Annotated in this window: 28 protein-coding genes; 18 read left to right on the top strand and 10 right to left on the bottom strand. The window is 63.6% G+C overall.

Annotated elements, in window-relative coordinates; all coding sequences use genetic code 11:
- Window positions 1-134: 134 nt before the first annotated feature.
- The 5 genes from AC4BBN_RS09860 to AC4BBN_RS09840 all read left to right on the top strand — a co-directional run bounded on the left by AC4BBN_RS09860 (window position 135) and on the right by AC4BBN_RS09840 (window position 4,690).
- Complete coding sequence (locus AC4BBN_RS09860; RefSeq protein ID WP_490591813.1) at window positions 135-953, top strand: hypothetical protein; 819 nt, start codon at window positions 135-137, stop codon at window positions 951-953.
- Between the two features lie 353 nt (window positions 954-1,306).
- Window positions 1,307-2,578 (top strand): AAA family ATPase, encoded by a 1,272-nt coding sequence (locus tag AC4BBN_RS09855; protein WP_490591812.1) that lies wholly within the window; start codon window positions 1,307-1,309, stop codon window positions 2,576-2,578.
- Entirely contained in the window at window positions 2,578-3,252 is a 675-nt protein-coding gene (locus AC4BBN_RS09850) for an RloB family protein (RefSeq protein ID WP_490591811.1), read from the top strand. Before AC4BBN_RS09855 ends, AC4BBN_RS09850 begins: the two co-directional genes overlap by 1 nt.
- Before the next feature lie 175 nt (window positions 3,253-3,427).
- Window positions 3,428-3,682 (top strand): helix-turn-helix domain-containing protein, encoded by a 255-nt coding sequence (locus AC4BBN_RS09845; protein ID WP_490591810.1) that lies wholly within the window; start codon window positions 3,428-3,430, stop codon window positions 3,680-3,682.
- A gap of 189 nt (window positions 3,683-3,871) precedes the next feature.
- Window positions 3,872-4,690: a shikimate 5-dehydrogenase gene (locus tag AC4BBN_RS09840; protein WP_490591809.1), complete on the top strand. Its 819-nt coding sequence runs from the start codon at window positions 3,872-3,874 to the stop codon at window positions 4,688-4,690.
- A gap of 84 nt (window positions 4,691-4,774) precedes the next feature.
- Here AC4BBN_RS09840 and AC4BBN_RS09835 read toward each other — a convergent pair whose 3' ends face one another.
- Both AC4BBN_RS09835 and rfaE2 read right to left on the bottom strand, forming a co-directional pair.
- A complete protein-coding gene (locus tag AC4BBN_RS09835) occupies window positions 4,775-5,899 on the bottom strand; it encodes an SLC13 family permease (protein WP_490591808.1) in 1,125 nt (374 codons plus the stop codon).
- Window positions 5,889-6,392 (bottom strand): D-glycero-beta-D-manno-heptose 1-phosphate adenylyltransferase, encoded by a 504-nt coding sequence (gene rfaE2 / locus AC4BBN_RS09830; RefSeq protein WP_490591807.1) that lies wholly within the window; start codon window positions 6,390-6,392, stop codon window positions 5,889-5,891. The genes AC4BBN_RS09835 and rfaE2 overlap by 11 nt, the downstream gene beginning before the upstream one ends.
- Window positions 6,393-6,470: 78 nt before the next feature.
- On the opposite strand from rfaE2, the gene AC4BBN_RS09825 reads away from it, so the two are divergent.
- Both AC4BBN_RS09825 and AC4BBN_RS09820 read left to right on the top strand, forming a co-directional pair.
- The gene (locus tag AC4BBN_RS09825) at window positions 6,471-7,355 is read left to right on the top strand and encodes an HD-GYP domain-containing protein (RefSeq protein WP_490591806.1); all 885 of its coding nucleotides are present in this window, start codon (window positions 6,471-6,473) and stop codon (window positions 7,353-7,355) included.
- 25 nt (window positions 7,356-7,380) lie between these two features.
- Window positions 7,381-8,583, top strand: a complete 1,203-nt coding sequence (locus tag AC4BBN_RS09820) for an HD-GYP domain-containing protein (RefSeq protein ID WP_490591805.1) — start codon at window positions 7,381-7,383, stop codon at window positions 8,581-8,583.
- Window positions 8,584-8,602: 19 nt separating this feature from the next.
- Here the strand turns inward: AC4BBN_RS09820 and AC4BBN_RS09815 are convergent, their stop codons facing one another.
- The gene (locus AC4BBN_RS09815; protein WP_490591804.1) at window positions 8,603-9,463 is read right to left on the bottom strand and encodes a ferritin family protein; all 861 of its coding nucleotides are present in this window, start codon (window positions 9,461-9,463) and stop codon (window positions 8,603-8,605) included.
- A 396-nt stretch (window positions 9,464-9,859) separates the two neighbouring features.
- Between AC4BBN_RS09815 and AC4BBN_RS09810 the strand changes: the two genes are divergently transcribed.
- The 9 genes from AC4BBN_RS09810 to AC4BBN_RS09770 all read left to right on the top strand — a co-directional run bounded on the left by AC4BBN_RS09810 (window position 9,860) and on the right by AC4BBN_RS09770 (window position 18,473).
- Entirely contained in the window at window positions 9,860-11,143 is a 1,284-nt protein-coding gene (locus AC4BBN_RS09810; protein ID WP_490592848.1) for an NAD(P)/FAD-dependent oxidoreductase, read from the top strand.
- A complete protein-coding gene (locus AC4BBN_RS09805) occupies window positions 11,140-11,883 on the top strand; it encodes a DUF1365 domain-containing protein (RefSeq protein WP_490591803.1) in 744 nt (247 codons plus the stop codon). The genes AC4BBN_RS09810 and AC4BBN_RS09805 overlap by 4 nt, the downstream gene beginning before the upstream one ends.
- A 5-nt stretch (window positions 11,884-11,888) precedes the next feature.
- A complete protein-coding gene (locus tag AC4BBN_RS09800; RefSeq protein ID WP_490591802.1) occupies window positions 11,889-13,121 on the top strand; it encodes a class I SAM-dependent methyltransferase in 1,233 nt (410 codons plus the stop codon).
- A gap of 41 nt (window positions 13,122-13,162) precedes the next feature.
- Window positions 13,163-13,657, top strand: a complete 495-nt coding sequence (locus AC4BBN_RS09795) for a chalcone isomerase family protein (RefSeq protein WP_490591801.1) — start codon at window positions 13,163-13,165, stop codon at window positions 13,655-13,657.
- 152 nt (window positions 13,658-13,809) lie between these two features.
- Entirely contained in the window at window positions 13,810-15,042 is a 1,233-nt protein-coding gene (locus tag AC4BBN_RS09790) for an MFS transporter (RefSeq protein WP_490592847.1), read from the top strand.
- The gene (locus tag AC4BBN_RS09785; protein ID WP_490591800.1) at window positions 15,039-15,566 is read left to right on the top strand and encodes a DUF3833 domain-containing protein; all 528 of its coding nucleotides are present in this window, start codon (window positions 15,039-15,041) and stop codon (window positions 15,564-15,566) included. Before AC4BBN_RS09790 ends, AC4BBN_RS09785 begins: the two co-directional genes overlap by 4 nt.
- A 211-nt stretch (window positions 15,567-15,777) precedes the next feature.
- The gene (locus AC4BBN_RS09780; protein ID WP_490591799.1) at window positions 15,778-16,548 is read left to right on the top strand and encodes an SDR family NAD(P)-dependent oxidoreductase; all 771 of its coding nucleotides are present in this window, start codon (window positions 15,778-15,780) and stop codon (window positions 16,546-16,548) included.
- Entirely contained in the window at window positions 16,545-16,982 is a 438-nt protein-coding gene (locus tag AC4BBN_RS09775; RefSeq protein ID WP_490591798.1) for a nuclear transport factor 2 family protein, read from the top strand. Before AC4BBN_RS09780 ends, AC4BBN_RS09775 begins: the two co-directional genes overlap by 4 nt.
- Window positions 16,983-17,042: 60 nt before the next feature.
- The gene (locus AC4BBN_RS09770; RefSeq protein ID WP_490591797.1) at window positions 17,043-18,473 is read left to right on the top strand and encodes a sensor histidine kinase; all 1,431 of its coding nucleotides are present in this window, start codon (window positions 17,043-17,045) and stop codon (window positions 18,471-18,473) included.
- Between the two features lie 19 nt (window positions 18,474-18,492).
- Here AC4BBN_RS09770 and AC4BBN_RS09765 read toward each other — a convergent pair whose 3' ends face one another.
- Window positions 18,493-19,056: a cytochrome b gene (locus AC4BBN_RS09765; protein ID WP_490591796.1), complete on the bottom strand. Its 564-nt coding sequence runs from the start codon at window positions 19,054-19,056 to the stop codon at window positions 18,493-18,495.
- Window positions 19,057-19,365: 309 nt separating this feature from the next.
- On the opposite strand from AC4BBN_RS09765, the gene AC4BBN_RS09760 reads away from it, so the two are divergent.
- Window positions 19,366-20,055 (top strand): VIT1/CCC1 transporter family protein, encoded by a 690-nt coding sequence (locus AC4BBN_RS09760; protein ID WP_490591795.1) that lies wholly within the window; start codon window positions 19,366-19,368, stop codon window positions 20,053-20,055.
- On the opposite strand, the gene AC4BBN_RS09755 is transcribed toward AC4BBN_RS09760, so the two are convergent.
- The 4 genes from AC4BBN_RS09755 to AC4BBN_RS09740 all read right to left on the bottom strand — a co-directional run bounded on the left by AC4BBN_RS09755 (window position 20,052) and on the right by AC4BBN_RS09740 (window position 23,980).
- Entirely contained in the window at window positions 20,052-21,020 is a 969-nt protein-coding gene (locus AC4BBN_RS09755) for a bifunctional helix-turn-helix transcriptional regulator/GNAT family N-acetyltransferase (protein WP_490591794.1), read from the bottom strand. The genes AC4BBN_RS09760 and AC4BBN_RS09755 overlap by 4 nt on opposite strands.
- A 53-nt stretch (window positions 21,021-21,073) precedes the next feature.
- A complete protein-coding gene (locus AC4BBN_RS09750; protein WP_490591793.1) occupies window positions 21,074-21,679 on the bottom strand; it encodes a DUF4337 domain-containing protein in 606 nt (201 codons plus the stop codon).
- A 79-nt stretch (window positions 21,680-21,758) separates the two neighbouring features.
- Window positions 21,759-22,604 (bottom strand): DUF4399 domain-containing protein, encoded by an 846-nt coding sequence (locus AC4BBN_RS09745; RefSeq protein WP_490591792.1) that lies wholly within the window; start codon window positions 22,602-22,604, stop codon window positions 21,759-21,761.
- Between the two features lie 389 nt (window positions 22,605-22,993).
- On the bottom strand, window positions 22,994-23,980 hold the full coding sequence (locus AC4BBN_RS09740; protein WP_490591791.1) for a sodium-dependent bicarbonate transport family permease: 987 nt from the start codon (window positions 23,978-23,980) through the stop codon (window positions 22,994-22,996).
- Between the two features lie 84 nt (window positions 23,981-24,064).
- Between AC4BBN_RS09740 and AC4BBN_RS09735 the strand changes: the two genes are divergently transcribed.
- On the top strand, window positions 24,065-24,976 hold the full coding sequence (locus tag AC4BBN_RS09735; RefSeq protein WP_490591790.1) for a LysR family transcriptional regulator: 912 nt from the start codon (window positions 24,065-24,067) through the stop codon (window positions 24,974-24,976).
- 3 nt (window positions 24,977-24,979) lie between these two features.
- Here AC4BBN_RS09735 and AC4BBN_RS09730 read toward each other — a convergent pair whose 3' ends face one another.
- On the bottom strand, window positions 24,980-25,426 hold the full coding sequence (locus AC4BBN_RS09730) for a DUF3429 domain-containing protein (protein WP_490591789.1): 447 nt from the start codon (window positions 25,424-25,426) through the stop codon (window positions 24,980-24,982).
- Between the two features lie 53 nt (window positions 25,427-25,479).
- On the bottom strand, window positions 25,480-25,764 hold the full coding sequence (locus tag AC4BBN_RS09725) for a DUF3297 family protein (RefSeq protein WP_490591788.1): 285 nt from the start codon (window positions 25,762-25,764) through the stop codon (window positions 25,480-25,482).
- Window positions 25,765-25,810 lie beyond the last annotated feature (46 nt).

The following is a 25,810-nucleotide window of genomic DNA, read 5'->3' as shown; positions in this document are numbered from 1 at the left end:
TCCAGGCGGTTGGATTTTCTACCTCCATGGCAGCACTCGTAGGTAGCGAATCTGCGCTGCAGGCCAGTTGAATGAACTGCGGCCATAGACAAAGCCGCTTGCCTCCTCAACCCCCTCCCGGTTACCCTGGGTCCATGTCATCAAGCCGCCACAATTTTTCGCTAGTCCCCATCGAAGCCGATATAGGGGTCCTGTCCTGGTGGCGAGCGTTATGCGCCATTGCTGTGCTGAATGTATGCCTGTGGCTGGCCGTGCTGCACATGGGGCCGGGCAGCGGGATCTACGCGGGGCTGCAGCTGGCCTTGTCGGGCGTGTACGTGCTGGTGTGCGCCTACCGCTCGGTGCTGCCCCGGGTGGACCTGGAGCGGCTGGTGGTGGTGGACACGCGCTTGTCCAGCATTTTCCTGGGCCGGTCCGCAGCCACGGTGGCCGAGATCTGCTTTGCGCTGCAGCTGGGGCTACTGGTGCACCAGCTGGGCGTGCATGCCGGCCTGCCGTGGGTGCAGATGGCCGCGTGGGCGATACCTGTGTTCATGATGGTGGCCCAGGGTTTCTGCTGGCACAGCGTGCTGACGCTGAACCACATTACCCAGGCGGTCGAGTCCTCGCTGTGGGCGGCGGGCTTTTCGTGGATGGCGGCGCTGCTGGGCGCCGTGGCCTTGGGCAGCGGCGGCTGGGTGCAGGCACTGGCCATCGCCGGCATCGTGGGCGCGCTGTCTTTCGTGGCCTATGTGCTGTGCGTGGACGTGCCGATGTACTGGCGCCGCTACCAGCATGGCCGCGCCCACGGGCTGGCCTATATGCGCCTGGACCAGGGCGCGCGCGACGCCTGGCAGCGCCGTGTGCCCAGCGGCAACTGGGCCGCATGGAAGGCCGACGCACTGTGGCTGACGCCGTACTTCAGCTTTGGCGTGTGGGTCAGCATCGCCATGGTGTTCGTGCCCGGCGCCTGATTCCAGCTCCAGATCAATCCGACTATGTCGCTGCTTCGCCTTGCCGTGGCAAACCACTGTCTGCGGCTTCGCGCCTAATCTCGTATTGATCTGGAAATGGAATAACGCCCCAGGGTGGAGGCTGTGGCGGGCACTGCGTTTGCTATTTTTAATATAGCATCTAGCGTAGATGGTGTAAGGGCGGTCTCATCAAAATCCTGGATGCGATCTCCCCCATAGCCCACGTACTTTTCATTTTTAGGCTCGATGAGCTTTCCCTGCCAAAACCTCCATGTGAAGTCCATAATAAATTGATAATTTGCTTTATCAAGTCATAATGTGAGTATATTTTTACTCTCATCTGGATAAACACAATGCTGGTCGAGTTCCGCACCAAGAACTTTCGCAGCCTGCGCGACGAGCAGGTGCTCAGTCTGGTGGCCTCCACCGACAAGACCTTGTTGGACACCCATGCCTTTGGTACCGGACTGAAGGCGGCACCGCATTTACTCAAGAGTGCGGTGGTGTACGGTGCCAACGCCAGTGGCAAGTCCAACCTCATCAAGGCGCTGCAATTCATGCGCGGGGTGGTGCTGGAGTCGGCCGCTCTACAGCCGGGGCAGGCCTTTGACCGGCTCCAGCCCTTCAAGCTGGACGCCACATCGGGCAGCCAGCCCACCGCATTCGAAGTCACCTTTATCCTGGCCGGTGTGCGCTACCAGTATGGGTTTGCCATGGATGCGCAACGCATCGTGAGCGAACAACTTTTGGTCTACAAGGCGTTCAAGCCGCAACGTTGGTTTGAGCGCCACTTCGATGCCGAGAGCGGCAAGGATGTGTATGAGTTTGGTTCTAACCTGAAGGGTGCCAAGAACCTGTGGGAGGGTGCGACCCGACCTAATGCCTTGTTTCTGTCCGTGGCTGTGCAACTCAACAGCGATGCATTGCGTCCGGTGTTTGACTGGTTCGCAAATCGTCTTGTGATCATCAACGAGCAGTCGCCGCTGTCTCCGCAGTTTTCGATGCAAATGCTCAAGCAGGAGCCGCAGCGCAAAGCTATTTGCGAGTTCCTGCGTGCCGCCGACATCAGCATTGCCGAAATTGAAGTCGCCACCAAGCAGGCCATGGTGCACACCATCAATTTCGACCTCGCCACTGGAAAACGCGAGGAGACAGCCGGTGAGCAGGCCGTGGACGAAGTGAGGTTTCACCACGTCACCGAGCACGGCAAGGCCGTTTTCGACCTGCTGGACGAATCCAGTGGTACCCGCAACCTCTTGTTCCTCACCGGGCCCATCCTGGACATCCTGAACAAGGGACTAACCCTGGTGGTGGATGAGCTCGATACCAGCCTGCACACGCTGCTAGTGCAGGCTCTGGTGCGCTTGTTTCACCGGCCTGAAGCCAACACCGGTAGTGCTCAACTCGTCTTCACCACGCACGACACCTCGCTGCTCGATGCGTACGGCCTGTTCCGGCGCGATCAGGTCTGGTTTGTTGAAAAGCGCCCGGACCAAAGCTCGTCGCTGTATCCGCTGCTCGACTTCAGCCCTCGCAAGAACGAAGCGCTGGAGCGTGGCTATTTGCAGGGACGCTACGGTGCGCTGCCCCTCTTGCGCAGCCAGGCTTTGGGAGTTTCGCGCTGATGGGGCGCGACAACCAGGCGAAAGATCGGCAGTTGCGCCGCAAGGCTACCAAGGCGTCGCAGCGTGCCAGTTACGCCCGCATACTCATCGTGACCGAGGGCAGCAAAACCGAACCGCTGTATCTGGAGGAGATCCGCGCCGCGCACCATCTGCATTCCGCCAATGTGGAAGTACAGCCGGGTCAGCTGGGCACCGCGCCCATCCAGGTGGTGCGTTATGCCCAGCAACTGTTTGAAGAAGGTGATCTGCGCAAAGGCATTCGCGCCAAAAGCTTCGACCAGGTCTATGCCGTGTTTGACCGCGACGACCACGTCAGCTATGTCAACGCCCTGAATGTGGCCCAGTCGCTGGATGGCAAGCTGCGCAATGACGACAGGCAGCCCATCAGCTTCAAGGCCATCGCCTCCATTCCCAGCTTCGAGCTGTGGTTGTTGCTGCACTACGAGGATATTCAGGCACCAATGCACCGCAATGCGGTGATGCATCGTTTGAAGCAGCACATCCCCGGCTATGACAAAGGCGCAGGCGGCGCGTTTGCAACCACCCGCAGTCGGTTGGAAACAGCGACGCAACGGGCGCAGGCACTGGCAACGCAGTTCAATGCCTACACCGATCCCGCACCCTTTACCGCCCTGCACGAACTGGTCACGCTGCTGACCACGCTACGCGCTTGAAGAAGGTCTATCCAATGTGGGTACGCCGAGTGCATCAAGACTAAGTTGACTGGATTCACAGCTCCAAACCAGTCGCTCAAGGATGATGGTTTGTGGCCCTTTCAGCAGCTAGTGACCACATGCCACTTTCGGTTGCCGCTGGAAGCGGAAGTTCGCCTAGGTAGACAATCCAGCCATGACCCAAGGCAAACGAATCTCTCCCCACATAAGCAACGACGCGGTGCAGGCCATCAAGGACATGGGCGCCGCAGCCAAGCTGGCCCGCGTGGCCGCAGGCGAAGGGCAGGCGGCAGCGGCAGCCCGCCTGGGTGTGCACGTGCAGACCATTGCCCGCGTGGAGTCGGGCGAGCCAGGCGTTGCGATTGGCCATGTGCTGGGCCTGCTGGCGCTGTATGGCATAGGCACGCGGCTGGAGTCGCCGCAGGCCTGACGCGCTGTGCTGCGGGGCCCACCCAGCCCCGCTGAATGCCGCGCCAGCACCAGGATGCGTGTGCCGGGCCGGCCAGGCCCAGTGCCATGCCATCGCCAGGGACGTAACGCCGACAGAAGAACTTCGCCGCCACCAGCATCGATCATCGAACTGAGGGCTCAGACCAGGTAACCGAATGGACATGGAACCATGACAAGACAGATCACCAAAGACACCACACTGTGCATGTCGCTTGCGGCACGCCCGAGCAATTTTGGCACCCGCTTCCACAATTTCTTGTACGAGGCCTTGGGCCTGGACTACATCTACAAGGCCTTCACCACCACCGACCTGGCGGCGGCGATAGGGGGCGTGCGGGCGCTGGGCGTTCGCGGCTGCGCGGTCTCCATGCCGTTCAAGGAAGCCTGCATTCCCATGCTGGACGAGCTGGATGCATCGGCCACGGCCATCCGTTCCGTCAACACCATTGTCAACACCGATGGCCATCTCAAGGCCTACAACACGGACTACATCGCCATCGCCAAGCTCTTGGCCCAACACCAGGTCTCCAGCGATCTGGCTTTTGCGGTGCGCGGCAGCGGGGGCATGGCCAAGGCGGTGACCTGCGCCCTGAAAGACGCGGGTTTCAAGAACGGCTATGTGGTGGCCCGCAATGAAGCCCAGGGCCGGCAGCTGGCCGGACTGTACGGCTACCCATGGCGGCCCGATATGGAGCAGGTGCAGGCCGAGCTGCTGGTCAACGTCACGCCGGTAGGCATGGCGGGCGGCGTCGATGCCCAAGCCCTGTCGTTCAGTGCCGCAGCGATCCAGGCGGCACAGGTGGTGTTCGACGTGGTGGCCCTGCCTGCGGAGACGCCGCTGGTCCAATCGGCGCGGGCGCACGGCAAGAAGACCATCACCGGTGCCGAGGTTTTTGCGATCCAGGCGGTGGAGCAGTTCGTGCTTTACACCGGCGTCCGGCCCGACGACGCGCTGTTCCAGCGGGCGGCCGCCTTTGCGCGTGGGTGATGCCAGGGGCACCTTGGCCAGGTAATTTATTTACCAGCCTAATATGCCTCTAGCGCATACTTTACCTGCGTCAGCAGCTACTATTTAAATAGCAAACAGCAGCACCCAGCCCAAGGCCGCACCCGCCGCCAGGAAAGGGATGGACCACACATGGAAGTGGACCCAGGCGCGTTTGTCGGGTGCCATGCGCAGGGCGATCAGGTTGGCCAGCGAGCCCACCATCAGGCCAAAGCCGCCGATGTTGACGGCGTAGGCCAGCACCTTCCAGTCCTTGGAAAACTCGGCCAGGGCAATGGCCGCCGGCACATTGCTGACCACCTGCGAGGCGGCAATGCCGGCCCAGAAAAGGTGCATGGGCTGCTGCAGCCCCCAGCCGGCGAGGGCGTGCTGCACAACATCCAGCCCGGCCAGCAGGCGCAGGTCGATAAACATCAGCACGAACACCAATAGCAGCCCCCAGTCGATCTGCGCCAGCACGCGCCAGCGCAGCAGGCCCAGGCACACCAGCACGGCCAGCAGTGCCCAGGGTGCGTAGTGCAGGTCGGTCAGCACCAGGAACACCGGGTACAGCAGCAGCGACACGGCCAGCAGCGGACGGCTGAGCGCGTGCCCGGACTCGGGGTCGCTGGTCTTTAGCGCGCGGCCCGAGAAGGCCAGCGCCGTGACTGCCCACAGCAGCAACATCAAAATGCCCACCAGCGGCAACATGTGCCAGAGAAACTGACCAAAGGAGCTGCCCGACAGCTGCCACAGGAACAGGTTTTGCGGATTGCCGATGGGTGTGAGTGCCGAGCCGGCGTTGACGGCCAGCGCCTCGAACACCACCAGGCGCGTGGTGGGCAGCGGAGTGATGCGGCAGATGCCCAGCGTCAGCGGCACGATGACGAACAGCGCCACGTCGTTGGTCAGCACGGTGGACAGCACGGCGGCGGCTGTCACCAGGCACAGGGCGGCAGCGCGCTCGCTGGTCATGTAGCCGACCAGCCAGTGGCCCAGGCGGTACAGCGCGCCGCTGCTTTCCACGCCCTTGGTCAGCGCCAGCAGGCCGGTGAGGGCGGCGATGGTGGGCCAGTCCACCAGGGTGGGGTAGGCACGCAGCGGCGTGCGGGTGGCGCAGCTCAGGCCCACCAGGGCCAGCAGCAATATCTGCAGAAATGTGTCGTTACGCAGCGTCTGCCAGACGCGTTGCAGCAGCGGTTCAGCCGCCATGCGGCTGCTTGATCTTGCGCACCAGTGCAGTGGTGGAATAGCCGTCTACAAAGGGTATGGCCAGCGCCGTGCCGCCATAGGCTTGCACCACGGCGGTCTCGGCCAGCTTTTGCATGTCGTAGTCGCCGCCCTTGACCAGGATGTCGGGGCGCAGCTCGGTGATCAGCTCCAGCGGGGTGTTTTCATCGAACCAGGTGACCAGGCTGACGGACTCCAGCGCGGCCATCATCACGGCGCGGTCGGCCTCAAGATTCAGCGGGCGGTCCGGGCCCTTGCCCAGGCGGCGCGCCGAGGCGTCGCTGTTCAGCGCCACCACCAGGCTGCCGCCCAGCGATCGGGCCTGGGCCAGGTAGGTGGCGTGGCCACGGTGCAGGATGTCGAACACCCCATTGGTAAACACCCAGGGGCGGGGCAGGCGGGCCAGATGGGCCGCTGCATCCGCACGGGAGCATATTTTTTGCAGGAAAGCGGGTGCAGCAAGCGTTGACGTCATGGTCAAATGCTAGCAGGCTCAGAACCTGCTTAGAACATGGTTGATTTGTCGATAGCTGAATAGATAATCCTTGCCACCATGTCGCCCTCCCCATCCGATCTGCCAGACTGGACTGCACTGCAGCAAAAAGCCCATGCCTTGTTGCGCGACACCCAGAGCACGCAGTTCCTGCCGCAGCTGGAGCAGCTCTACCAGGAGCTGCACGGGCTGGTGCAGCACTATCCCGATGCCACGCTGTTTGCACTGATCTATCTCTCGGCCACCGAGATGCGCAACTACAGCGCCACCCATGCCATGCTGGTCTACGTGGTGAGCAGCCTGGCCGCCAGCGAAACACTGAACTGGTCGCCCAAATGCGATGCCACCCTGGGCAAGGCCGCGTTGACCATGAACATCAGCATGTCGGCGCTGCAGGACGACCTGGTGCTGCAAACCAAACCATTGAGCGTGGCCCAGATGGAAGCAGTGGAACAGCATGCCGAACGCTCCTGCGCCATGCTGCGCAACATGGGCGTGACCGACGAACAGTGGCTGCTGGCCGTGCGCCACCACCACGACCGCACGCCCGGCCCGCCGGCCAGCGAGGCACTGCACATCGCCCGCCTGATACAGCGCGCCGACATCTATGCAGCGCGCCTGTCGCCGCGCCTGGGCCGGCTATGCCTGCCACCGTTAGCGGCCACGCAGTCCGATGAAACCGGTGCCGCCCTGGTGCAGACGGTGGGCCTTTACGCACCGGGCACCCTGGTCCGGCTGGCCAGCCAGGAGATTGCGGCCGTGATCCGGCGCGGCATCCACAACACCACACCGCAGGTCGCGGTACTGATCAACCGGCAGGGCTTCCCTACCGGCGAATGGATCGTGCGCGACACCCAGCAGTCCAGCTACAAAATCACCGGCCACGTGGCGCGGCGCGATGTGCGCACCGCTGTGCCCATGGAGCAGCTGCTGGAGCTGATTTGACCCTGCACACCCAGGCATCGACACCATGAACCTCATCCCCGTCAACCTCAGCACCCTACGCCTGGGGCAGCCGCTGCCATTCACCCTGCGCAACGAAAACGGCGTGCTGCTGGCCAACAAGGGCTACACCATTACCAGCCGCGAGGAGATCACCTACTGGACTTCACGCGGCATGACCCTGTGCGTAGACGTGGACGCGGCCGACAACCACCGGGCCTATGTGGGCAAGCTGTACGACATGGTGCGCACCGACTCCACGCTGGGCGACATCGCTGAAATGAAGCTGGGCGCCGACGACCTGGCGCCGGTCACGGCCACCGAAGCCTCGGGCATCCCGGACTGGACGGCGCTGCAGCTACGCGCCAACAACTTGCTGCGCGACCCGCAGGCCGAAAACTTCCTGCCCCGGCTGGACAAGCTGTACAACGAGCTGCACAACCTGGTGCAGCAGCACCCCGACGCCACCCTGTGCGCACTGATGCACCTGGCCGCCACCGAGGTGCACATGTACAGCGCCACCCACGCCATGCTGGTGTACGTGGTGTGCAGCATGGCCGCACGCGATGTGCTGAACTGGCCGCCTGAGCAAGACGCCACGCTGGGCCGGGCCGCGCTGACCATGAACATCGCCATGACCGCGCTGCAGGACCAGTTGACGGTGCAGAACCAAGCCATGACGGCGCAACAGATAGAGGCCGTGGAGCAGCACCCGCAGCGCGCCTTCACCATGCTGCTGGCCCTGGGCGTGGACAGCGAAGACTGGCTGCTGGCCGTGCGCCACCACCATGACCGCGCCCCCGGCCCGCTGGACGCCAAGACCGTGGCCCTGCGCATGTCCCGGCTGATCCAGCGTGCCGATGCCTTTATCGCCCGGCTGTCGCCCCGCGTAGGGCGCGAGTCGATACCTCCCGCCACGGCCATGCAGGCCTGCTATTACGACGAAGAAAAGAACGTGGACGAGGCCGGCGCGGCCATCATCAAGGCCGTGGGCGTGTACTCACCAGGGGTCTTTGTGCGCCTGGCAAATGGAGAAATTGCCGCCGTCATACGCCGCAGCGCCAACACCACGGCCCCCCGCGTGGCCGTGCTGGTCAACCGCGAAGGCATGCCCACCGGCGAGCTGATCGTGCGCGAGACCAACATCCCCAGCTACAAGATCGTGGCCCATGTGCTGCACCGCGACGTGCGCGTGCAAGTGCAGCTGCACAAGCTGCTAGCGCTGATCTAGCAGCGCCAGCATTGCCCCACTAGGCCGGTGCTACCGGCGGTGTGGCTTCGGCCAGTTCCCGGGTGATTTCCTTGCGGTAGCGGTTCAGCTCTTGCACGGTTTTGAAGCTGCGGTCCATCAGCAGGCTCAGGTTGTGCAGGATGCGGTCCACCACCTTGCCTTCCCATACAGCGTCGAACTTGATCTGCGTGTCCAGCCAGTGCTCCAGCCACTCGGGGTTGGGCACGCGGCTTTGGATGGTGTCGCGCGGGAACAGGCTCTCGTTCACGTGCAGATTGGTCGGGTGCAGGGCCTGGGCCGTACGGCGGGCGCTGGCCATCAGCACACCCACCTTGGTGAAGGCGGTGCGGGCTTCGTTGCCCACATTGGCGATGGCGCGCTTCATATAGCGCAGGTAGGCGCCGCCATGGCGGGCTTCGTCCTGGCTGAGCTTGGTGTAGATGTTCTTGATGACAGGCTCGGAGTGCCATTCGCTGGCGCGGCGGTACCAGTGGTTCAGGCGGATCTCGCCGCAGAAATGCAGCATGAGCGTCTCGAGCGCAGGGGCTGGGTCAAACTCGAAGCGCACATCGTGCAGCTCTTCTTCGGTGGGCACCAGGTCCGGGCGGAAGCGGCGAAGGTACTCCATCAGCACCAGCGAATGCTTTTGCTCTTCAAAGAACCAGATCGACATGAAGGCCGAGAAGTCGCTGTCGTCCTGGTTGTCGCGCAAGAACATCTCGGTGGCCGGCAATGCCGCCCATTCGGTGATGGCGTTCATCTTGATGGTCTGGGCCTGCTCTTCGGTCAGCAGCGCCGGGTCGAAATCGGCCCAGGGAACATCCTTTTCCATGTTCCAACGCACGGCTTCGAGTTGCTTGAAAAGTTCAGGGTAGAGCATGGCAGTCCTTCGTAGCTGGTTTCATTCTAGGTGGTGCGGATGACATTTATTCTCAAAACCATCAAGTACACAAACCTGTAACGACCTAAATATAACTTACTGGTCACAATGTGACTGATTGGTATATTATCGCACCATGCGATCCACAGTCCTATTTCCCGTAGTGTCGCCAACCCTTCGCGGTTGGGGGAACTTTTTAGCCCCAGCCGCTGTCACTACCCGTGTTGCCACTGTGCGCGCAACCTGTTTTTACTGGCAGCGAAGCCGTCCGCGTTTTGTGCGTGGACACGATGCCCCAGGGCGGTTCTCCTCCTCCCTCACTCCCTCGTTCGCTCCGGGGTGCTTCGCGGCCACTTTCCTCACCCTCGTTGCTGGCGGTCGACCATGACAGCGCGCATGCGACTGGCCATCGTCGGCTCCGGCATCTCCGGCCTAGCCGTAGCCCATGCCCTGCGCGACCACGCCGACATCACCCTTTTCGAAGCGGGCAGCTACTTTGGCGGCCATACCCACACGGTGGACCTGACTCTGCCCACGCCCCAGGGGCCGGTCACGCATGGGGTGGACACCGGCTTTCTCGTCTTCAACGAACGCACTTACCCGAACCTAATTGCGCTGTTCCAGCAGCTGGAGGTGGACACCAGCAAGACCGACATGTCTTTCTCGGCCCAGATCCCCGGGCCGCAGCACCTGGAATGGAGCGGCAGCAGCCTCTCTAGCGTGTTTGCCCAGCGCAGCAACTTGTGGAACCCGCGCTTCTGGGGCATGTTGCGCGATTTGCTGCGCTTTAACAAGCTCTGCACCCAGCTGGCTTTGGGCAATAACGATGCCGCACTGGCGCAACCGCTGGGCGACTTCCTGGCGCAGCACCGCTTTGGCAGCGCCTTCCGCGACTGGTACTTTCTGCCCATGATGGGCTGCATCTGGAGCTGCCCCACAGAGCAGATGCTGCAGTTCCCGGTGGCCACCATGGTGCGCTTCTGCCACAACCACGGCCTGCTGCAGGTGCTGAACCGGCCCCAGTGGTGGACCGTAACCGGCGGCGCGCGCCACTATGTGGACAAGATCACGGCCCGCATTGCCGACAAGCGCCTGCACAGCCCCGTGCAGCGCATTGAACGCCGCCCTGATGGCGTGTTCATCGCCAGCCAGGAGCACGGCTTCAGCCGCAGCGAGCGCTTCGACAAGGTGGTGCTGGCCACCCATTCCGACCAGGCCCTGGCCCTGCTGGACCAGCCCACACAGGCCGAGGCCGCCACCCTGGGCGCCATCCATTACCACGCCAACCAGGCGGTGCTGCACACCGACGCCTCGGTGCTGCCGCGCAACCCGGTGGCCTGGGCCGCCTGGAACTATGAGCGGGCGCCGGCCACCGCGACCGAGTCATCCCGCGTATGCCTGCACTACTGGCTGAACAAGCTGCAGCCCTTGCCATGGCAACAGCCGGTGGTGGTTTCCTTGAATCCAATCCGCGAGATTGCGCGTACCCATGTCATGGGCACTTTTGATTACGCACACCCGGTACTAGACCTGGCCGCCATCGCGGCGCAAAAACGCATGCCGGCGCTGCAAGGCCAGCAGCACACCTATTTCTGCGGCGCCTGGATGGGCTACGGCTTCCATGAAGACGGCCTGAAGGCCGGCCTGGCCGTGGCCGAGCAGATCAAGGCGGGGGCATGAACACAGCGGCAGCACCATTGATCGGCTTTGGCCAGGTGCGCCACACGCGCCTGCGCCCGGTACGCCATGCGTTTGCCTACCCCACCTATTTTTTAATGCTGCCCATGCGCTCGCTGGGCGGGACACAGCTGGCCATCAACCGCCGCGCCGCTCTGAGCTTTTATGACGCTGACCACGGCGACGGCCAGGGCAGCGCGCTGGCATGGGTCGAAGCCCTGCTGCAGCGCGAAGGCATTGCAGACGCCGACGGCGAAATCTGGCTGCACTGCTACCCGCGTGTGTTTGGCTACACCTTCAAGCCGGTGAGCTTCTGGTACTGCCACCGTGCCGATGGGTCCTTGCGCGCCATCGTGGTCGAGGTCAACAACACCTTTGGCGAACGCCACTGCTATGTGCTGGACCAGCCGCGCTATGGCCAAGAGTTAACCGCCGACAAGGTCTTCCACGTCTCGCCGTTCTGCCCGGTGGAGGGCGGCTACCGCTTCCGCTTCATGCGCGCGGGCGACAAGACCGTGGCCCGGGTGGACTACGACGACGCGCAGGGCGCACTCATTGAAACCAGCGTCAGCGGCACGCTGGAACCCATCACGCCCGCCAGCATGCGCCGCGCCCTGTGGCGCTACCCGGCCATGACCCTGGGCGTGATGGCCCGCATCCACTGGCAAGCCTTCAAGCTGTGGCGCCAGCGCGTGCCCTTCTTCAGCAAGCCCCAGCCACCCCAAGATTTTGTGACGAGATAGAGCCTATGCCCATCAGCACCACCGCTTCGCGCTTCGCCATTCCCTCCGACGCGCCCGCCGCCGCCCGCAGCGCCTTGCAGCTGCTGCAGCGCCTGCGCCACGGCAGCCTGACCATGCAGCTGCCCGACGGCAGCATGCAGGTCTTCGGCAACCACCAGCAGCACGGCGACGCACCTACCGCAGCCATGACGCTGAAGAACTGGAACGTCTGCGCGGCGGCCCTCAAGTCCGGCGACATCGGCGTGGCCGAAACCTATATCGCCGGCGACTGGACCACGCCGGACCTGACCGATCTGCTGACCGTCTTCATCTGCAACCGGCAAGAGATCGAAGACGTGGTGTACGGCCACTGGATAGGCCGGCTGTGGTACCGCATCAAGCACTTGCTGAACCGCAATACCAAGGCGAATAGCCAGAAGAACATCCACGCCCACTACGACCTGGGCAATGCCTTCTACAGCCTGTGGCTGGACGACAGCATGAACTACTCGTCCGCCTGGTTCGAAGGCGCGCTGGACCAGCCGCTGCGCCTGGCGCAAAACGCCAAGGTGCGCCGCGCCCTGCGCATGGCCAACGTGCAGCCTGGCGACCGCGTGCTGGAAATCGGCTGTGGCTGGGGCGCGTTGGCCGAAATGGGCACGGTGGAATTCAACGCCAGCGTCACCGGCGTGACGCTGAGCACCGAGCAGCTGGCATTTGCCAACCAGCGCGTGCAACGCCTGGGCGTGGACAGCCGGGCGGACCTGCGCCTGCAGGACTACCGCGACATCGCCGACGCACCGTTTGACGCCATCTGCTCCATCGAGATGGTGGAAGCCGTGGGCCGCGAATACTGGCCCACCTACTTCCAGACCGTGGCCCGTTTGCTGAAACCCGGTGGCCGCGCCTGCATCCAGAGCATCGTCATCGACGACAGCCTGTTCGAGCGCTACATCAGCAGCACCGACTTCATCCAGCAGTACATCTTCCCCGGCGGCTGCCTGCCGTGCCCGCGCGAATTCAAGCGCGAAGCCGCTGCAGCCGGGCTGGAGGTGGTGGACGAGTTCGCCTTCGGCCCCGACTACGCCGAAACCCTGCGCCGCTGGCGCGACAAGTTTCTGGCCGCCCGCAGCGAGGTGCTGCAACTGGGTTTTGACGAAAGGTTTATGCGCTTATGGGAGTTCTACCTGGCCTACTGCGAAGCCGCCTTCGACAAGGGCAATATCAATCTGATTCAATATACGCTATTAAAAAAATAGCTACCTGCGCAGGTATTACCTGCGCTACAGGCCTTTTTTGCTTGAATATATGGGCAGCCGACCTGCCCACCCCGGTGGCCCAGGCCGTACCGCAGGCCACGCTCAGCGGCAGCACGCGCCTGCGCGTGTGGGGCTTTGAGGTGTACGACGCCCAGCTCTGGGTGGCGCCGGGCTTCCAGGCCGCGCGCTATGCCGACACGCCGTTCGCCCTAGAGCTGCGCTACTTGCGCGATTTCAGCCGCGCCGACATCGCCCGCCGCTCGATAGACGAGATGCGCCGCAGCGCCAGCATTCCCGACGCGCAGTCCCAAGCCTGGCAGCAAAAGCTGGAGGCAGCCTTCCCCGATGTCAAGAAGGGCGACCGCATCCTGGGCATCTACGAGCCGCAGACGCAAACCGCGCGCTTCCTGACCAATGGCCAGCCCACCGGCGAAATCCGCGACGGCAACTTTGCCGCGCTGTTCTTCGGCATCTGGCTGTCGCCCCAAACCTCCGAGCCGGCCATGCGCAAGGCCTTGCTGGCAGGCAATCCATGACGCAGAAGTCACCCTCACCCCAACCCTCTCCCGCCCACGGGAGAGGGGGTACAAGCCTGGACCCTGCGCTACTCCCTCTCCCGCGCGCGGTAGAGGGCCGGGGTGAGGGCCAGGCAGCCTTCAGCCCCCGCAACGGCCTGCTCTACGGCCTGATGGGCCTGCCCCTGGCCTTTGTGGCGCTGCCGCTCTACGTGGTGCTGCCCAACCACTACGCCACCACCCTGGGCGTGCCCCTGGCGCTGCTGGGCCCGCTGTTGCTGGCGGCCCGGGTGCTGGACGGCGTGGTGGACCCGCTGCTGGGCCGCTGGGGCGACCGGCTGTTTGCCACATCGCGCCGCGCCGTGCTGGCGGTGGCGGCAGGCGCCGCCCTGCTGATGGCGCTGGGCTTTGCCGGCCTGTTCTTTCCCTGGGCCAGCACACCGCAGAGCCTGCTGCTGTGGGCCGGTGCGCTGCTGGTGCTGACCTATACCTCCTACAGCACGCTGGGCGTGCTGCACCAGTCCTGGGCCGCGCTGCTGGGTGGCAGCGAGGCCGAGCGCAGCCGCATCGTGGCCTGGCGCGAAGGCCTGGGCTTGGTGGGCGTGGTCACCGCCAGCGTGGCCCCGGTGCTGCTGGGCCTGCCCGCCACCGTGGGTCTGCTGGTGCTGGGCCTGGCTGGCGGCTGGTGGGCCTGGAGCCGCTCGGTAGCGCCATCCACCCAGGCAGCGGCGGCACACGCCAGCCCCGCAGCGCTATGGCAACCCTGGCGCAACCCGGCGTTTCGCCGGCTGCTGGCGGTGTTCCTGCTGAACGGCATTGCCAGCGCCGTGCCCGCCACCCTGGTGCTGTTTTTTGTGCAAGACCGGCTGCAGGCCGCAGCGGCGCTGCAGCCGCTGTTTTTGGCGACCTATTTCATCTGCGCAGCGCTGTCCATTCCGCTCTGGCTGAAAGTGGTGGAGCGCCTGGGCCTGGCGCGCACCTGGCTGGTGGGCATGGGCTTGTCGGTCATCACCTTTGTCTGTGCCAGCCTGCTGGGTGCGGGTGACAACACCGCTTTTTTGCTGGTCTGCGTGGCCTCGGGCGCTGCGCTGGGCACCGACCTGGCCCTACCCAGCGCGCTGCTGGCGGGCGTGGTCAAAGACGCCAAGCACCACGGCGCAGGCGGCAACGCCACCGGCCTGTACTTTGGCTGGTGGAACTTCGCCACCAAGCTGAACCTGGCGCTGGCCGCCGGCCTGGCCCTGCCGCTGCTGGCCCTGGCCGGCTACACCCCCGGCGCACAGGACGCACCCGCCCTGCGCGCCCTCAGCGCCGTCTACTGCCTGCTGCCCTGCGTGCTGAAAGCCATAGCAGCCGCTGCTTTGTATTTGCTCATCGTCCGTCCAACCCACGAGGTATCTCCATGAAACGCCGTCTTCTGCTTGCCGCCACTGCCATCACCGCCCTGGCCGGCTGCGCGGGCCCCCAAGTAACCGACTACGCGGGCCAGACCCCCACGCTGGACCTGCGCAGCTACTTCAACGGCACGCTGGACGCCTATGGCGTGTTCACAGACCGATCCGGCAAAGTTGTGAAGCGCTTCACCGTGGTGATGCTGTGCAGCTGGCAGGGCGACGACGGTGTGCTCGACGAGTCGTTCAGCTACTCCGACGGGACCACGCAAAAGCGCATCTGGCGCCTGCACCGAGAAGCCGATGGACGCTACAGCGGCCGGGCCGACGACGTGGTGGGCGCGGCCCTGGGCGAGGAAGGCGGCAACGCCTTCCACTGGAACTACACCCTGGCGCTGCCGGTGGACGGCTCGGTCTACAACGTGCAGATGGACGACTGGATGTACCTGGTCAACGAGCGCGTGATGCTGAACAAAGCCCGCATGTCCAAGCTCGGCATCCACCTGGGTGACGTCACTCTCTCATTCACGAAGCGATGACTCACCCCCAGGCTCCAGTGCTGCGCACTTTCCGCCACCCCCCTTGCAGGGGGCAACACCAGCAGCCTGGCAAAGCCAGTTCTGCGGTGTTTCTGGCGAACATACGTTCTGCCTGCAAACGGGAGCACAGTATTTTCAATACCTTTAGCCCAATTGGCCGTCTGCGCACACAAAACCTGCGCAAGCAGCTATCAAAATCATAGTAGGCAGCATGTCACTCAACCCTCGCATCACCGACTGGCACGGCAAAACCGTGTGGCTGATCGGCGCCTCCAGCGGCATCGGCCTGGCCACGGCGCAGGCGCTACACGGCCAGGGCGCCCAGGTGGTGGTGTCGGCCCGCCAAGCGGACGCACTGCAGCGCTTCGTGGACCAGCACCCCGGCGCCCGCGCCCTGCCGCTGGACACGGCCGACCACGCCGCCCTGCAGGCCGCCGCGCTCAGCCTGGGCCAACTGGGGCGTATCGACGCCGTGGTCTACTGCGCCGGCTACTACCGCGCCCAGCGCGCCACCGCCTTCGACCTGGCGCAGATGCAGCAGCACCTGCAAGTCAACTACGTGGGCGTGCTGCACATGCTGGACGCGGTGCTGCCCGTACTGCTGCGCCAAGGCAGCGGCCACATCAGCCTGGTCGCCAGCGTGGCCGGCTACAGCGGCCTGCCGCAAAGCCTGGCCTACGGCCCCACCAAGGCCGCGCTCATCAACCTAGCGGAGACCCTGTACCTGGACCTGCATGACCAGGGAATCGGCGTGAGCCTGGTCTGCCCCGGCTTCGTCAAAACCCCGCTGACCGCGCAAAACGACTTCCAGATGCCGGCCCTGATCACCCCCGAACAAGCCGCCACCGCCATGCTGGCCGGCTGGGCCCGGGGCGCGTTTGAAATCCACTTCCCGAAACGCTTCACCCTGTGGATGAAGGCCCTGCGCCTGCTACCCTACAGCGCCTACTTCCGGGCGGTACGCGGCATGACTGGCCTATGAACGACACCCCCATCCCCCTGCAGAGCATCGTCGATTTCTTCGAGACGCTAACACCCAGCTCGGTGGCGCGCTGCGGCGACATCTACGCCACCGACGCCCGCTTCAAAGACCCGTTCAAAGACGTGCAAGGCCTGCCCGCCATCCAGGGCATTTACAGCCATATGTTCAACGCGCTGCACGAGCCCCGCTTTGTGGTGCTGGAGCGCATCAGCAACGGGCCGCAGTGCTTCCTGACCTGGGACTTCCAGTTCCGCTTCAAAAGCTTCAGCCCCACGGTCACCCAGACCATCCACGGCGGATCGCACCTGCAGCTGGGGCCAGACGGCCGCATCACCCTGCACCGCGACTACTGGGATGCGGCCGAGGAACTGTACGAAAAGCTGCCCGTGGTGGGTGGGCTGATGCGTTGGTTGAAACACAGGGTGAACACGTAAGCTTCGCATCGGGCGGCGTCGCTAAGATGGGCAAGTGACACACGCTCTAACGCCCACCCCGTGAAAATCTTCCAGCGCGAACAACGCTCGCTCTTCGGCGAAATCCTGGACTGGATGCTCACGCCACTGCTGCTGCTGTGGCCGGTCAGCCTGGCGCTGACCTGGCTGGTGGCCCAGGGCATTGCGGGCAAGCCGTTTGACAGGGCGCTGGAATACAACGTGCAGGCGCTGTCGCAGTTGCTGGTGGTGGCCCAGCCCGACCACGCGCAGTTCAATCTGCCGCTGCCTGCGCGTGAAATCATGCGCGCCGACGACTCCGACCAGGTCTACTACCAGGTGCGCGGCGTGCGTGGCGAACTGCTCAGCGGCGATACCGACCTGCCGCTGCCACCGGCCGATGAAAAGCCCGCCGAAGGCCCGGTGCATCTGCGTGACGATGAGATGCGGGGGCTGGACGTGCGCGTGGCCTATCTGTGGATCAAGCTGGACATTGCCGGCAGCCAGCTGGCACTGGTGCAGGTGGCCGAAACGCGTGAAAAGCGTTCGGTGCTGGCGGCCGAAATTATCAAAGGCGTGATGCTGCCGCAGTTCGTCATCCTGCCGCTGGCCGTGCTGCTGGTGTGGCTGGCGCTGGCGCGCGGAATACGCCCGCTGAAGCGCCTGGAGGACCGCATCCGCGCCCGCACCTCAGACGACCTGAGCCCGCTGGACGAAAAGGCCGTGCCACTGGAAGTAGCCCCGCTGGTCTCGTCGGTAAACGACCTGCTGACACGGCTAAAGGACTCCATCGCCACGCAAAAGCGCTTTCTGGCCGATGCCGCCCACCAGCTGAAAACCCCGCTGGCCGGGCTGCGCATGCAGGCCGACCTGGCCCAGCGCGAAGGCACCAGCACGGCCGAGTTGAAGCGCTCGCTGCAGCAGATTGGCCGCTCCAGCATCCGCGCCACCCACACCGTGAACCAGCTGCTGGCTCTGGCCCGGGCCGAGAACGGTGGCGTCAGCCTGACGCTGCAGGACTGTGACCTGGCCCGACTGACCATGGAGGTGGTGCGTGACTGCGTGCCCCGCGCGCTGGAGAAACGCATCGACCTCGGCTACGACGGCGCCGAGGCCGGCAGCCCCGGCCTGCAGATCCAGGGCAACCCCACGCTGCTGAAAGAGCTGGTGCGCAACCTGGTGGAAAACGCCATCCACTACACGCCGTCCAGCGAAGCGCATACCGGCATCATCACCGTGCGCGCCCTGGCGGATGCCGGTCAGGGCGCCGTGCTGCAGGTGGAGGACAACGGCCCGGGCATTCCTGCCGCAGAACGCGCGCTGGTGTTCCAGCCCTTCTACCGTGCGCTAGGCACCGAGGCCGATGGCTCGGGCCTGGGCCTGTCTATCGTGCAAGAGATTGCACGGCAGCACAATGCCGAGGTTCTGCTGGAAGATGCGCATCCGGATGCCGTACCGCTGGGGCTGCGGGTCACGGTCCATTTTCAAACCTGAAAACAGACCGTTCTGCGGGTCACTTGCGGCCGGGCAACATCGCCCGCAAAACCCCGTCTTTGAGAAATACATGGTGGAAGATGGCTGCCGCTGCATGCACGCCAGCCAGCCACATGATGGTGTCGCCCAGAAAGCCGTGCACATCGCCCCAGTCGGCCAGCTCGGCAATGGCGGAGTCGGCAATCCAGGGCATGTGATCGACGCGGATGCCGCCGAGCAGCGTCAAAGGATGGTCCTCGCTACCCAAAGCCAAGAGGGCCGTAACCGGCAGTGCCAGCAACAGCAACCACAAGACGATGTGCCCGAGTTTGCTGGCCATGTGCATGGGCCCGCTCATCTCAAACTGTGGCGCGGCAGGGCGGAAAGCGACCCACAACAAGCGCAACAGGGTGAGCACCAGGACCAGAATGCCCAGGGACTCATGCCAAACGATATCGATTCGCGTTGCGGGATCGACACCCTCGTGCATCAAACGTCCGAAGCCGCCCGGGCCGAGGATGAACGCGATGGTCACGACGATGGCCGTGAGCCAATGGAAAGCCTGGCTGAGGCGGTCGTAGCGCGGTGTGGCTTGTGGGTTCATATTGTTTTCCTCAAAGGTGAGACTATGCGTCTATGGGTTAGCAATGGTATGGGTTTAGGTCAAATGTGTGTGAACTATGGATGGCTTTCCATCGCCTCACCGAAGGTCCGGCCAGGTGGTGATGCAATCAAAGCCAGGCATGCTGGCCAACAGCACACAGCTCTTATCGGCTGTACGGGGCCAAGCAGGCATTGGATACCGCTCAGATGAAGATAAGCTGAAGAGTGTCGCCGTGGCGATGGCCGTTTGGATTCAGGCTGCATTCATATTCATGGCTTGTAATGGTCTTCTTTCCACCCAAGGAATTTCATGCGGCATATTGAACGACACAGAACCCAGCACATAGGCTGGCTAAGGGCATCCGTGCTGGGGGCCAACGACGGCATTGTCTCCACGGCCAGCCTGATCGTGGGCATCGCTGCGGCGCATTCCAGCATTGGCAACATCCTGATGACCGGTTTGGCCGGCCTGGTTGCTGGAGCTATGTCCATGGCCGCAGGAGAATATGTGTCGGTGCACTCCCAGGCAGATACCGAGAGTGCCGACCTGGCACGGGAACGCGCCGAGCTGGAAGCCGACCCCGTGGCCGAGCGGCGCGAGCTGACGGCCATCTACACCGGCCGGGGGTTGACGCCCGAGCTGGCCCGCGAAGTGGCAGAGCAGCTCATGGCGCACGACGCCATCGGGGCCCATGCGCGCGACGAGCTCGGCATTTCTGAAATAGCCACAGCACGGCCTCTGCAAGCGGCCTGGGCATCAGCGGGCAGTTTTGCCATAGGCGCAGCGCTGCCGCTGGCCGTCGCTGCACTGGCGCCTGCGCAGGGGCTGCTGTGGTGGATCGCAGCCATGTCGCTGCTCTTCCTGGCCGTGCTCGGTGCGGTGGCGGCGCGCGTGGGCGGCGCCAATCCCAGGCTGGGCGCATGGCGTGTCACCTTTTGGGGGGCGCTGGCCATGGCGGTGACGGCTGGAGTCGGCAGCCTGTTCGGGGCGGTGGTCTAGCTACTTTCATGCGCGGGCAAGCGGCGCACAAAGCGCTGCTCCACCACCTGGGTTCCCCACTGCTTCCCTGGCCGCTCCTCAGCCAGGGTGAAACCGCAGTCTTCGTACAGCTTGCGCGCCGCATCCAGCCCCCGGAAGGTCCATAGATGGGTTTCGGCAAAGGCCTGGCGGTCGCAGAACGCCGTGGCCTCCGACAGCAGCTGCCTGCCGGCGCCTAGGCCGCGCAAACCGTCATCCACGATGAACCAGCGCAGATGGGCGGTGTTCGCGCCCAGGTCTTCACCATCCACCGCCACCGAACCCACGATGCGCCCAGCATGCAGCGCCAGCCACAGGCCATTGCGCGGGCTCTCCAGGCGGGCGCTGAACTCGGCCAGGCCGCTGGCCACCAGGCTTTCAAAGTAGGCGCCAAAGCCCACGCTGCGGCTGTAATAGCGGGCATGCATTTCCGCGATGCGGCCTATCGCACCGGGCTGGTAGCCCTGCACGGTCTGCAGCGCCGAACCCGGTGCCAACGGTATGCCGGTGCGCCGCGCCTGCAAGGCCTGGGCGTAGGTCGCCAGGCCCTCGGCCACCGCTTGCTGCTGGACTTCCGTCAGCTGCGCCAACGCGCCAGAGACCTGCTTGCGCCCGTAGGTATGGATGGACTTGAGGCTGCGTTTGCCCAGCGCCGTCAGTGCCAGGTATTTCACCCGGCCATCGTCGCCGCTGGCGGACTCCTGCAGCTCGCCCGCATCCACCAGTTTGCGCACCATGCGGCTGACGCTGGACTTCTCCAGGCCCAGCACCTCACCCAGCTGCACCGCCGTCAGCGTGCGCTGGGCACCAATCTCCAGAATGGCGTGCACAGCCGACGGTGGGTAGTCGGTAGCCGCCAGGGTGGACTGCATGAAGCCAAGTTCGCGCACCATCTGGCGCGATGCGCTGCGGATGCGGTCGACGATAGAAGCAGGTGTACTGGGCATGGCTCAAGTTCACGGTTTCAATATGGTTGCATGATACAACCATGCTGCACTAATCAACTCAGCAGCTTGATCAGCGCGTCCGGGTGGATGCCCAGGCCGACCAGGCCCGACACGCCCATCAGAACGCCGAACCCTGCCGGCACCAAACTCAGCACGTACAGAGCCGGAAGCTGTGTGAGCGAGGCCACGGCCAGCATGGAGATGGCGATGGCAATCAGCGCGTCGCACAGGTCAAACTGGTCGTCGCGGAAGTTCAGCGCGTCGTAGGTCTTCTGGTCTTGCTCGGCCTGGGTTTTGAGCTCGTCCTTCTTTTGATTCTCTTTCTGTGCCAGTGCCGTATAGGCGCTGATCTGCTGCTGGTAGGCGGCCTGCTGGGCCGGTACTGTCACGCCCATGGCCTGCAGGCGCAGCTGGGCCAGCGTGGCGTTGGCGATCTCTTCACGCACATTGCGCGCCTGGTAGAACTGCCAGTGGTCCAGCTTGTCGGCCTGGGCCTGCTGCATGCCCTGCACGATGTTGTCGTCCTTGACCTTGCAGATGCCTAAAAACGTGGCCAGCAGTGCCACGGTAATGGCCACCGCCGGGTTCAACCAGCGGCGCTTAGTGGGCCTTCTGGCGGGTTTGGCATGGTCAACGATGTCTAGCGGGTCCAGTTCCATGGCGTTACTCCTGTAGCGTGCCCGCCACCGAACGGTGGCCTGGCGATACAGGCTTGTAACAGCTAAGCCCTTCGGATTCTTAGCGCAGACTTAAGGCAACGCTGAACGCCACCGGCGTAGACCGCGCCGCCACGCTCTCTGGCTGGGCGGCATTGCGCACCAGCTCCAGCCGCGCGGTGTACGCGCCTTTGGGCGGGTTGAGCCACACCTCGGTCTGGCCGGAGCTGAAGTTCATCACTTCGGGCGCGGCACCCGGGCGGTCCAGCAACAGGCGGAAGTAGTGCGTGTCCGGCAGCTGCGCCGCACGCGGAGCGATGTTGAAGCCAGACGCATGGAACTGGATGCGAAACGGCGGCTGCAGCGCCGCGCCATCGGCCACGCCCATGATCTCCACACGCGGCGGGCCCAGCACGCTGGCTGCGGGCATGTCCTTGTTCTGCGACGTCACAGTCACGTGCAGCAGCTTGCTGTAGACGAAGTACGGTATGTGGCCCTGGTCGGCCAGCACCAGGCGCAGGTCGTAATTGCCAGGTGGCAGGTTCAGCGCGGTCTCCATCTGGCCCTTGCCGAAGTGGATGTACTTCTCGGTGAACGGCAGGGCCTTGGTGAAGTCCAGCGGCAGCGGCTGGTTGATCAGCAGGTGGTGGTGACCGGCCAGGCCCGCACTATGACCGGCCGGCACCAGGCCGCGCATGGACAGGCCAAAGCGCAGCACGAAAGGCGACTCCACCGTAGCCGGACTTTGCCGGTTGGTGAAGTACGCCTCGGGGCTGCGCTGTGGCGGTAAAAACACCCAGGGGTGGGAGAAAGTGGCGTCGGCCTCGCTGTCTGCCGCAGCCGCGACGGGCTTGGCCGCCCCTGCCGGACCTGCGCTCGCGCAGAGCGCGCCGCACACCAAACCCAGGACACATGCTGCATATTTCATAAGGCCTTACCTGTCAGAAAGTAAAGTGAAACAGTCACCTGATTAGCTACTTGCCTAGGCATTCAAAAGCACAGGAATGCGGTGCGCAGCCTTCTTTGTCTGCAGGGAAATAGTAGTTCGCACCGTGGCAATTCCTGGCAGCTTGCGCTGTACGCCATCCACAAAGTTAGTGTAATCGTGGGGTTCAGTGGCGCCGGGGTTGCCGCTGACTCTTGCGCCATCTCTCACGCTATTGATTCAATAGCTGCTTGCGCATTATTTTTCAGGGCGTCAGCCAGATTTATCTCTCAGCCCCAAAACCTGCAACACGTACCCGATGAAGCAGCTGGGCCTGGGCACGCAGTCCTGCTGCACAGGTACCAGCCCCATCAAGACGGTACGCAAGACGTTTATTGCAGCACCGCCCGCGCCACGGCCGTGTAGGTAGGAATGCCGAACAGCAAATTCAGCGGGAAAGTCACGCCCAGACTCAGGCCGAAGTACAGAGAAGGGTTGGCCTCTGGCAGCGCATACCGCAGCACGGCAGGCACTGCAATATACGAAGCACTTGCGGCCAGCACCATGAGCAAGGCAGCGTCGCCCACGGGCAGGCCCAACACCCATGCGAGGCCCAGGGCGAGACTCGCATGCACCAGCGGCCCCAGCACGGCGTAGGCAATCAGCACGGGCGACTTACCCCGGATCTGCGGCAGGTTGCGCGCTGCCATCAGGCCCATGTCCAGCAGGAAGAATGACAACATGCCCTTGAACAGGTCTCCCGAGAACGGCTGCATGGCGGCTTTGCCGGTGTCACCCGTAATCAGCCCCACCGCCATGGCCCCGAGCAGCAGCAACTGCGCGCCATCCGTGAAAGATTCATGCAGGATCTTGCCCACCGACACGCCGGCCTTGGACGTCTCGCTGCCCGGTGTGCCCACCGCCGGCGCGGCTTTTCGACGCAGCCCGTTGGCAAACACAATGGCCATGATGATGGCTGGCGACTCCATCAAGGCCATGCCTGCGGCCATGTGCCCACCATAGGCCACATGCTGGTTTTCCAAATACTGGACGGCGGTCACAAAAGTCACCGCACTGACAGACCCATACGTCGCGGCAATCGCTGCAGCATCAAAACCAGAGATAAACCGCCGCAGGAACCAGTAGCCCAGCAATGGGACACAGATCGCCAGCGCAATCGCAGCCGCCAGACTGACGCCGACGTTGGCCGTCAGCCCAGAGTGGGAGAGCGCAAACCCACCCTTGAGACCCAGCGCCATCAAAAGATACAAAGACAAAAACCTTGAGATGGCGGGCGGAATTTCAAGGTTGGATTTGACGGTGCCGGCCAGCACACCAAAGACGAAGAAAAGAATGGCGGGATCGAGCAGGTTTTGCATAAGTGGTTTCCTTGCGTCGATCCTAAAAACAAGCATCCATTTTGTAAAATCGATTTCCATGTGCTCAGGAATAGATAAAACCTTATGAATGTCACGTTCCGCCAGCTGCGGCTGTTCCTGGCCTTGGCCGATACCGGTAGCGTGAGCGCGGCTGCCAAGGCCACGCATGTAACCCAGCCCACGGCCTCCATGCAGTTGAAAGACATGAGCCAGTCGGTCGGCCTGCCGCTGTACGAGGTGGTGGGCAAAAAGATCTACCTCACCGATGTAGGCAAGGAGCTGGCCGTCACCGCGCGTTCTGTGGCCCAGACCTGGGACGCCTTTGAGCAGGGCGTGGATGCGGCCAAGGGCCTGTCGCGCGGCAAGCTGCGGGTGGCCGTGGTCAGCACGGCCAAGTACTTCATGCCGCGCCTGATTGGCAGCTTTTGCAAGCAGCATCCGGCCATCGACGTGTCACTACAGATCCTCAACCGCGATGGCGTGGTGCACCGCCTGCGTGAAAACCTGGACGACCTCTACATCATGTCCACGCCACCGACGGACATGGACTTGAGCGACGAGGTGTTCATGCCCAACCCCATCGTGGTGATTGCACCAAGCTCCGACCCCTTGGCCAAACGCAAAAGCGTGCCGCTGGATGCACTCGCGCAGCGCCGCTTCATTCTGCGAGAAAAAGGCTCGGGCACCCGCATGACCGGCGACCAGTATTTCCGCAAGCTGAAGTTCCGGCCCGACGTCCGGCTGGAGTTAGGCAGCAACGAGGCGGTGAAAGAGTCCGTGGCCGGTGGACTGGGCGTAGGGTTGGTTTCGCGCCATGCCTTGCACGGCCTGCTAAAAGAGCACGGCGTCAGCGTGATCGATATGGAAGGCTTTCCCTTGCCATCGGCTTGGCATATCGTTCACCCGGCTGGCAAGAAATTTTCGCCGCTGGCTTTGGCATTCAAGCAGCATTTGCTCAAAGACGTGGTCCGCCGCAAATGGGACCAAGCGGTGTGATTTTTAGCGCCACAAAGCCACAGCACCGGCAACGCAACTAGCGCTGGCCACCACGGTCAACACCAGCCGCATCGGCAGCCAGCCCTGCATCTGAAAGCGGGGGTACATGGCGCGGTCCACGCCAAAACAGGTCCATAGCAAGCCCGCCATCAGCAGCAAGCCCGGTACCGGGCCTAGCAGCAGCCCGAGCCAGGCCACCAAGCAGGGCACCACGCCCCACACCAGGAGACGCGGCGAGGGCGTAGATGCATCACGCATCAGCAAACCCCAATAGATGGCGCCCAGAAAGCTGGCGATCGTGGCCCCGTAACCCAGCAGAGCCAGCCCTGCGGCAGAGCGCTGCGCCGGTGCCAACACCCAAAGCGCCAGCGCAAGCCCCACAAAGGGAATCAAGCCGCCAAACCCCAGGCGCTGGGCCCACACGGTAGGAACAGATGTATTTGCTGCCATTACCCCAAACCCTTTTGCATTTTGAAGCCCTGTGGACGCAGCCCGCCGCACACTCAGCGGTAATAGGCCTCGACCTTGCCCTTGATCTTCATCAGCAAGGGGCGGCCGTGGCGGTCACGCGTCTTGCCGGAGGGCACCTTCACCCAGCCTTCGCTGATGCAGTATTCCTCCACGTCTGAACGCTCCTTGTCGTTCAGGCGGATGCCGATGTCATGCTCGAACACGGCGGCCACGTGGAAGGGGCTGCGTGGGTCGGCGGACAGGTGGTCGGGCAGGGCGGGAGCGGCGCTGCTATCCGCAGTGGCGTTGGTATCGGTGCTGTTGTTGGTATCGGTCATGGCAATGTCGGTAGAAAAATCAAATCGACCCGCATTGTCCCGGATT

The sequence above is a fragment of the Rhodoferax sp. SPJ21 genome (assembly GCF_058216335.1).
Note: the sequence above shows the minus strand (reverse complement) of the source record. Positions and strands in the feature narration are given on the sequence as shown.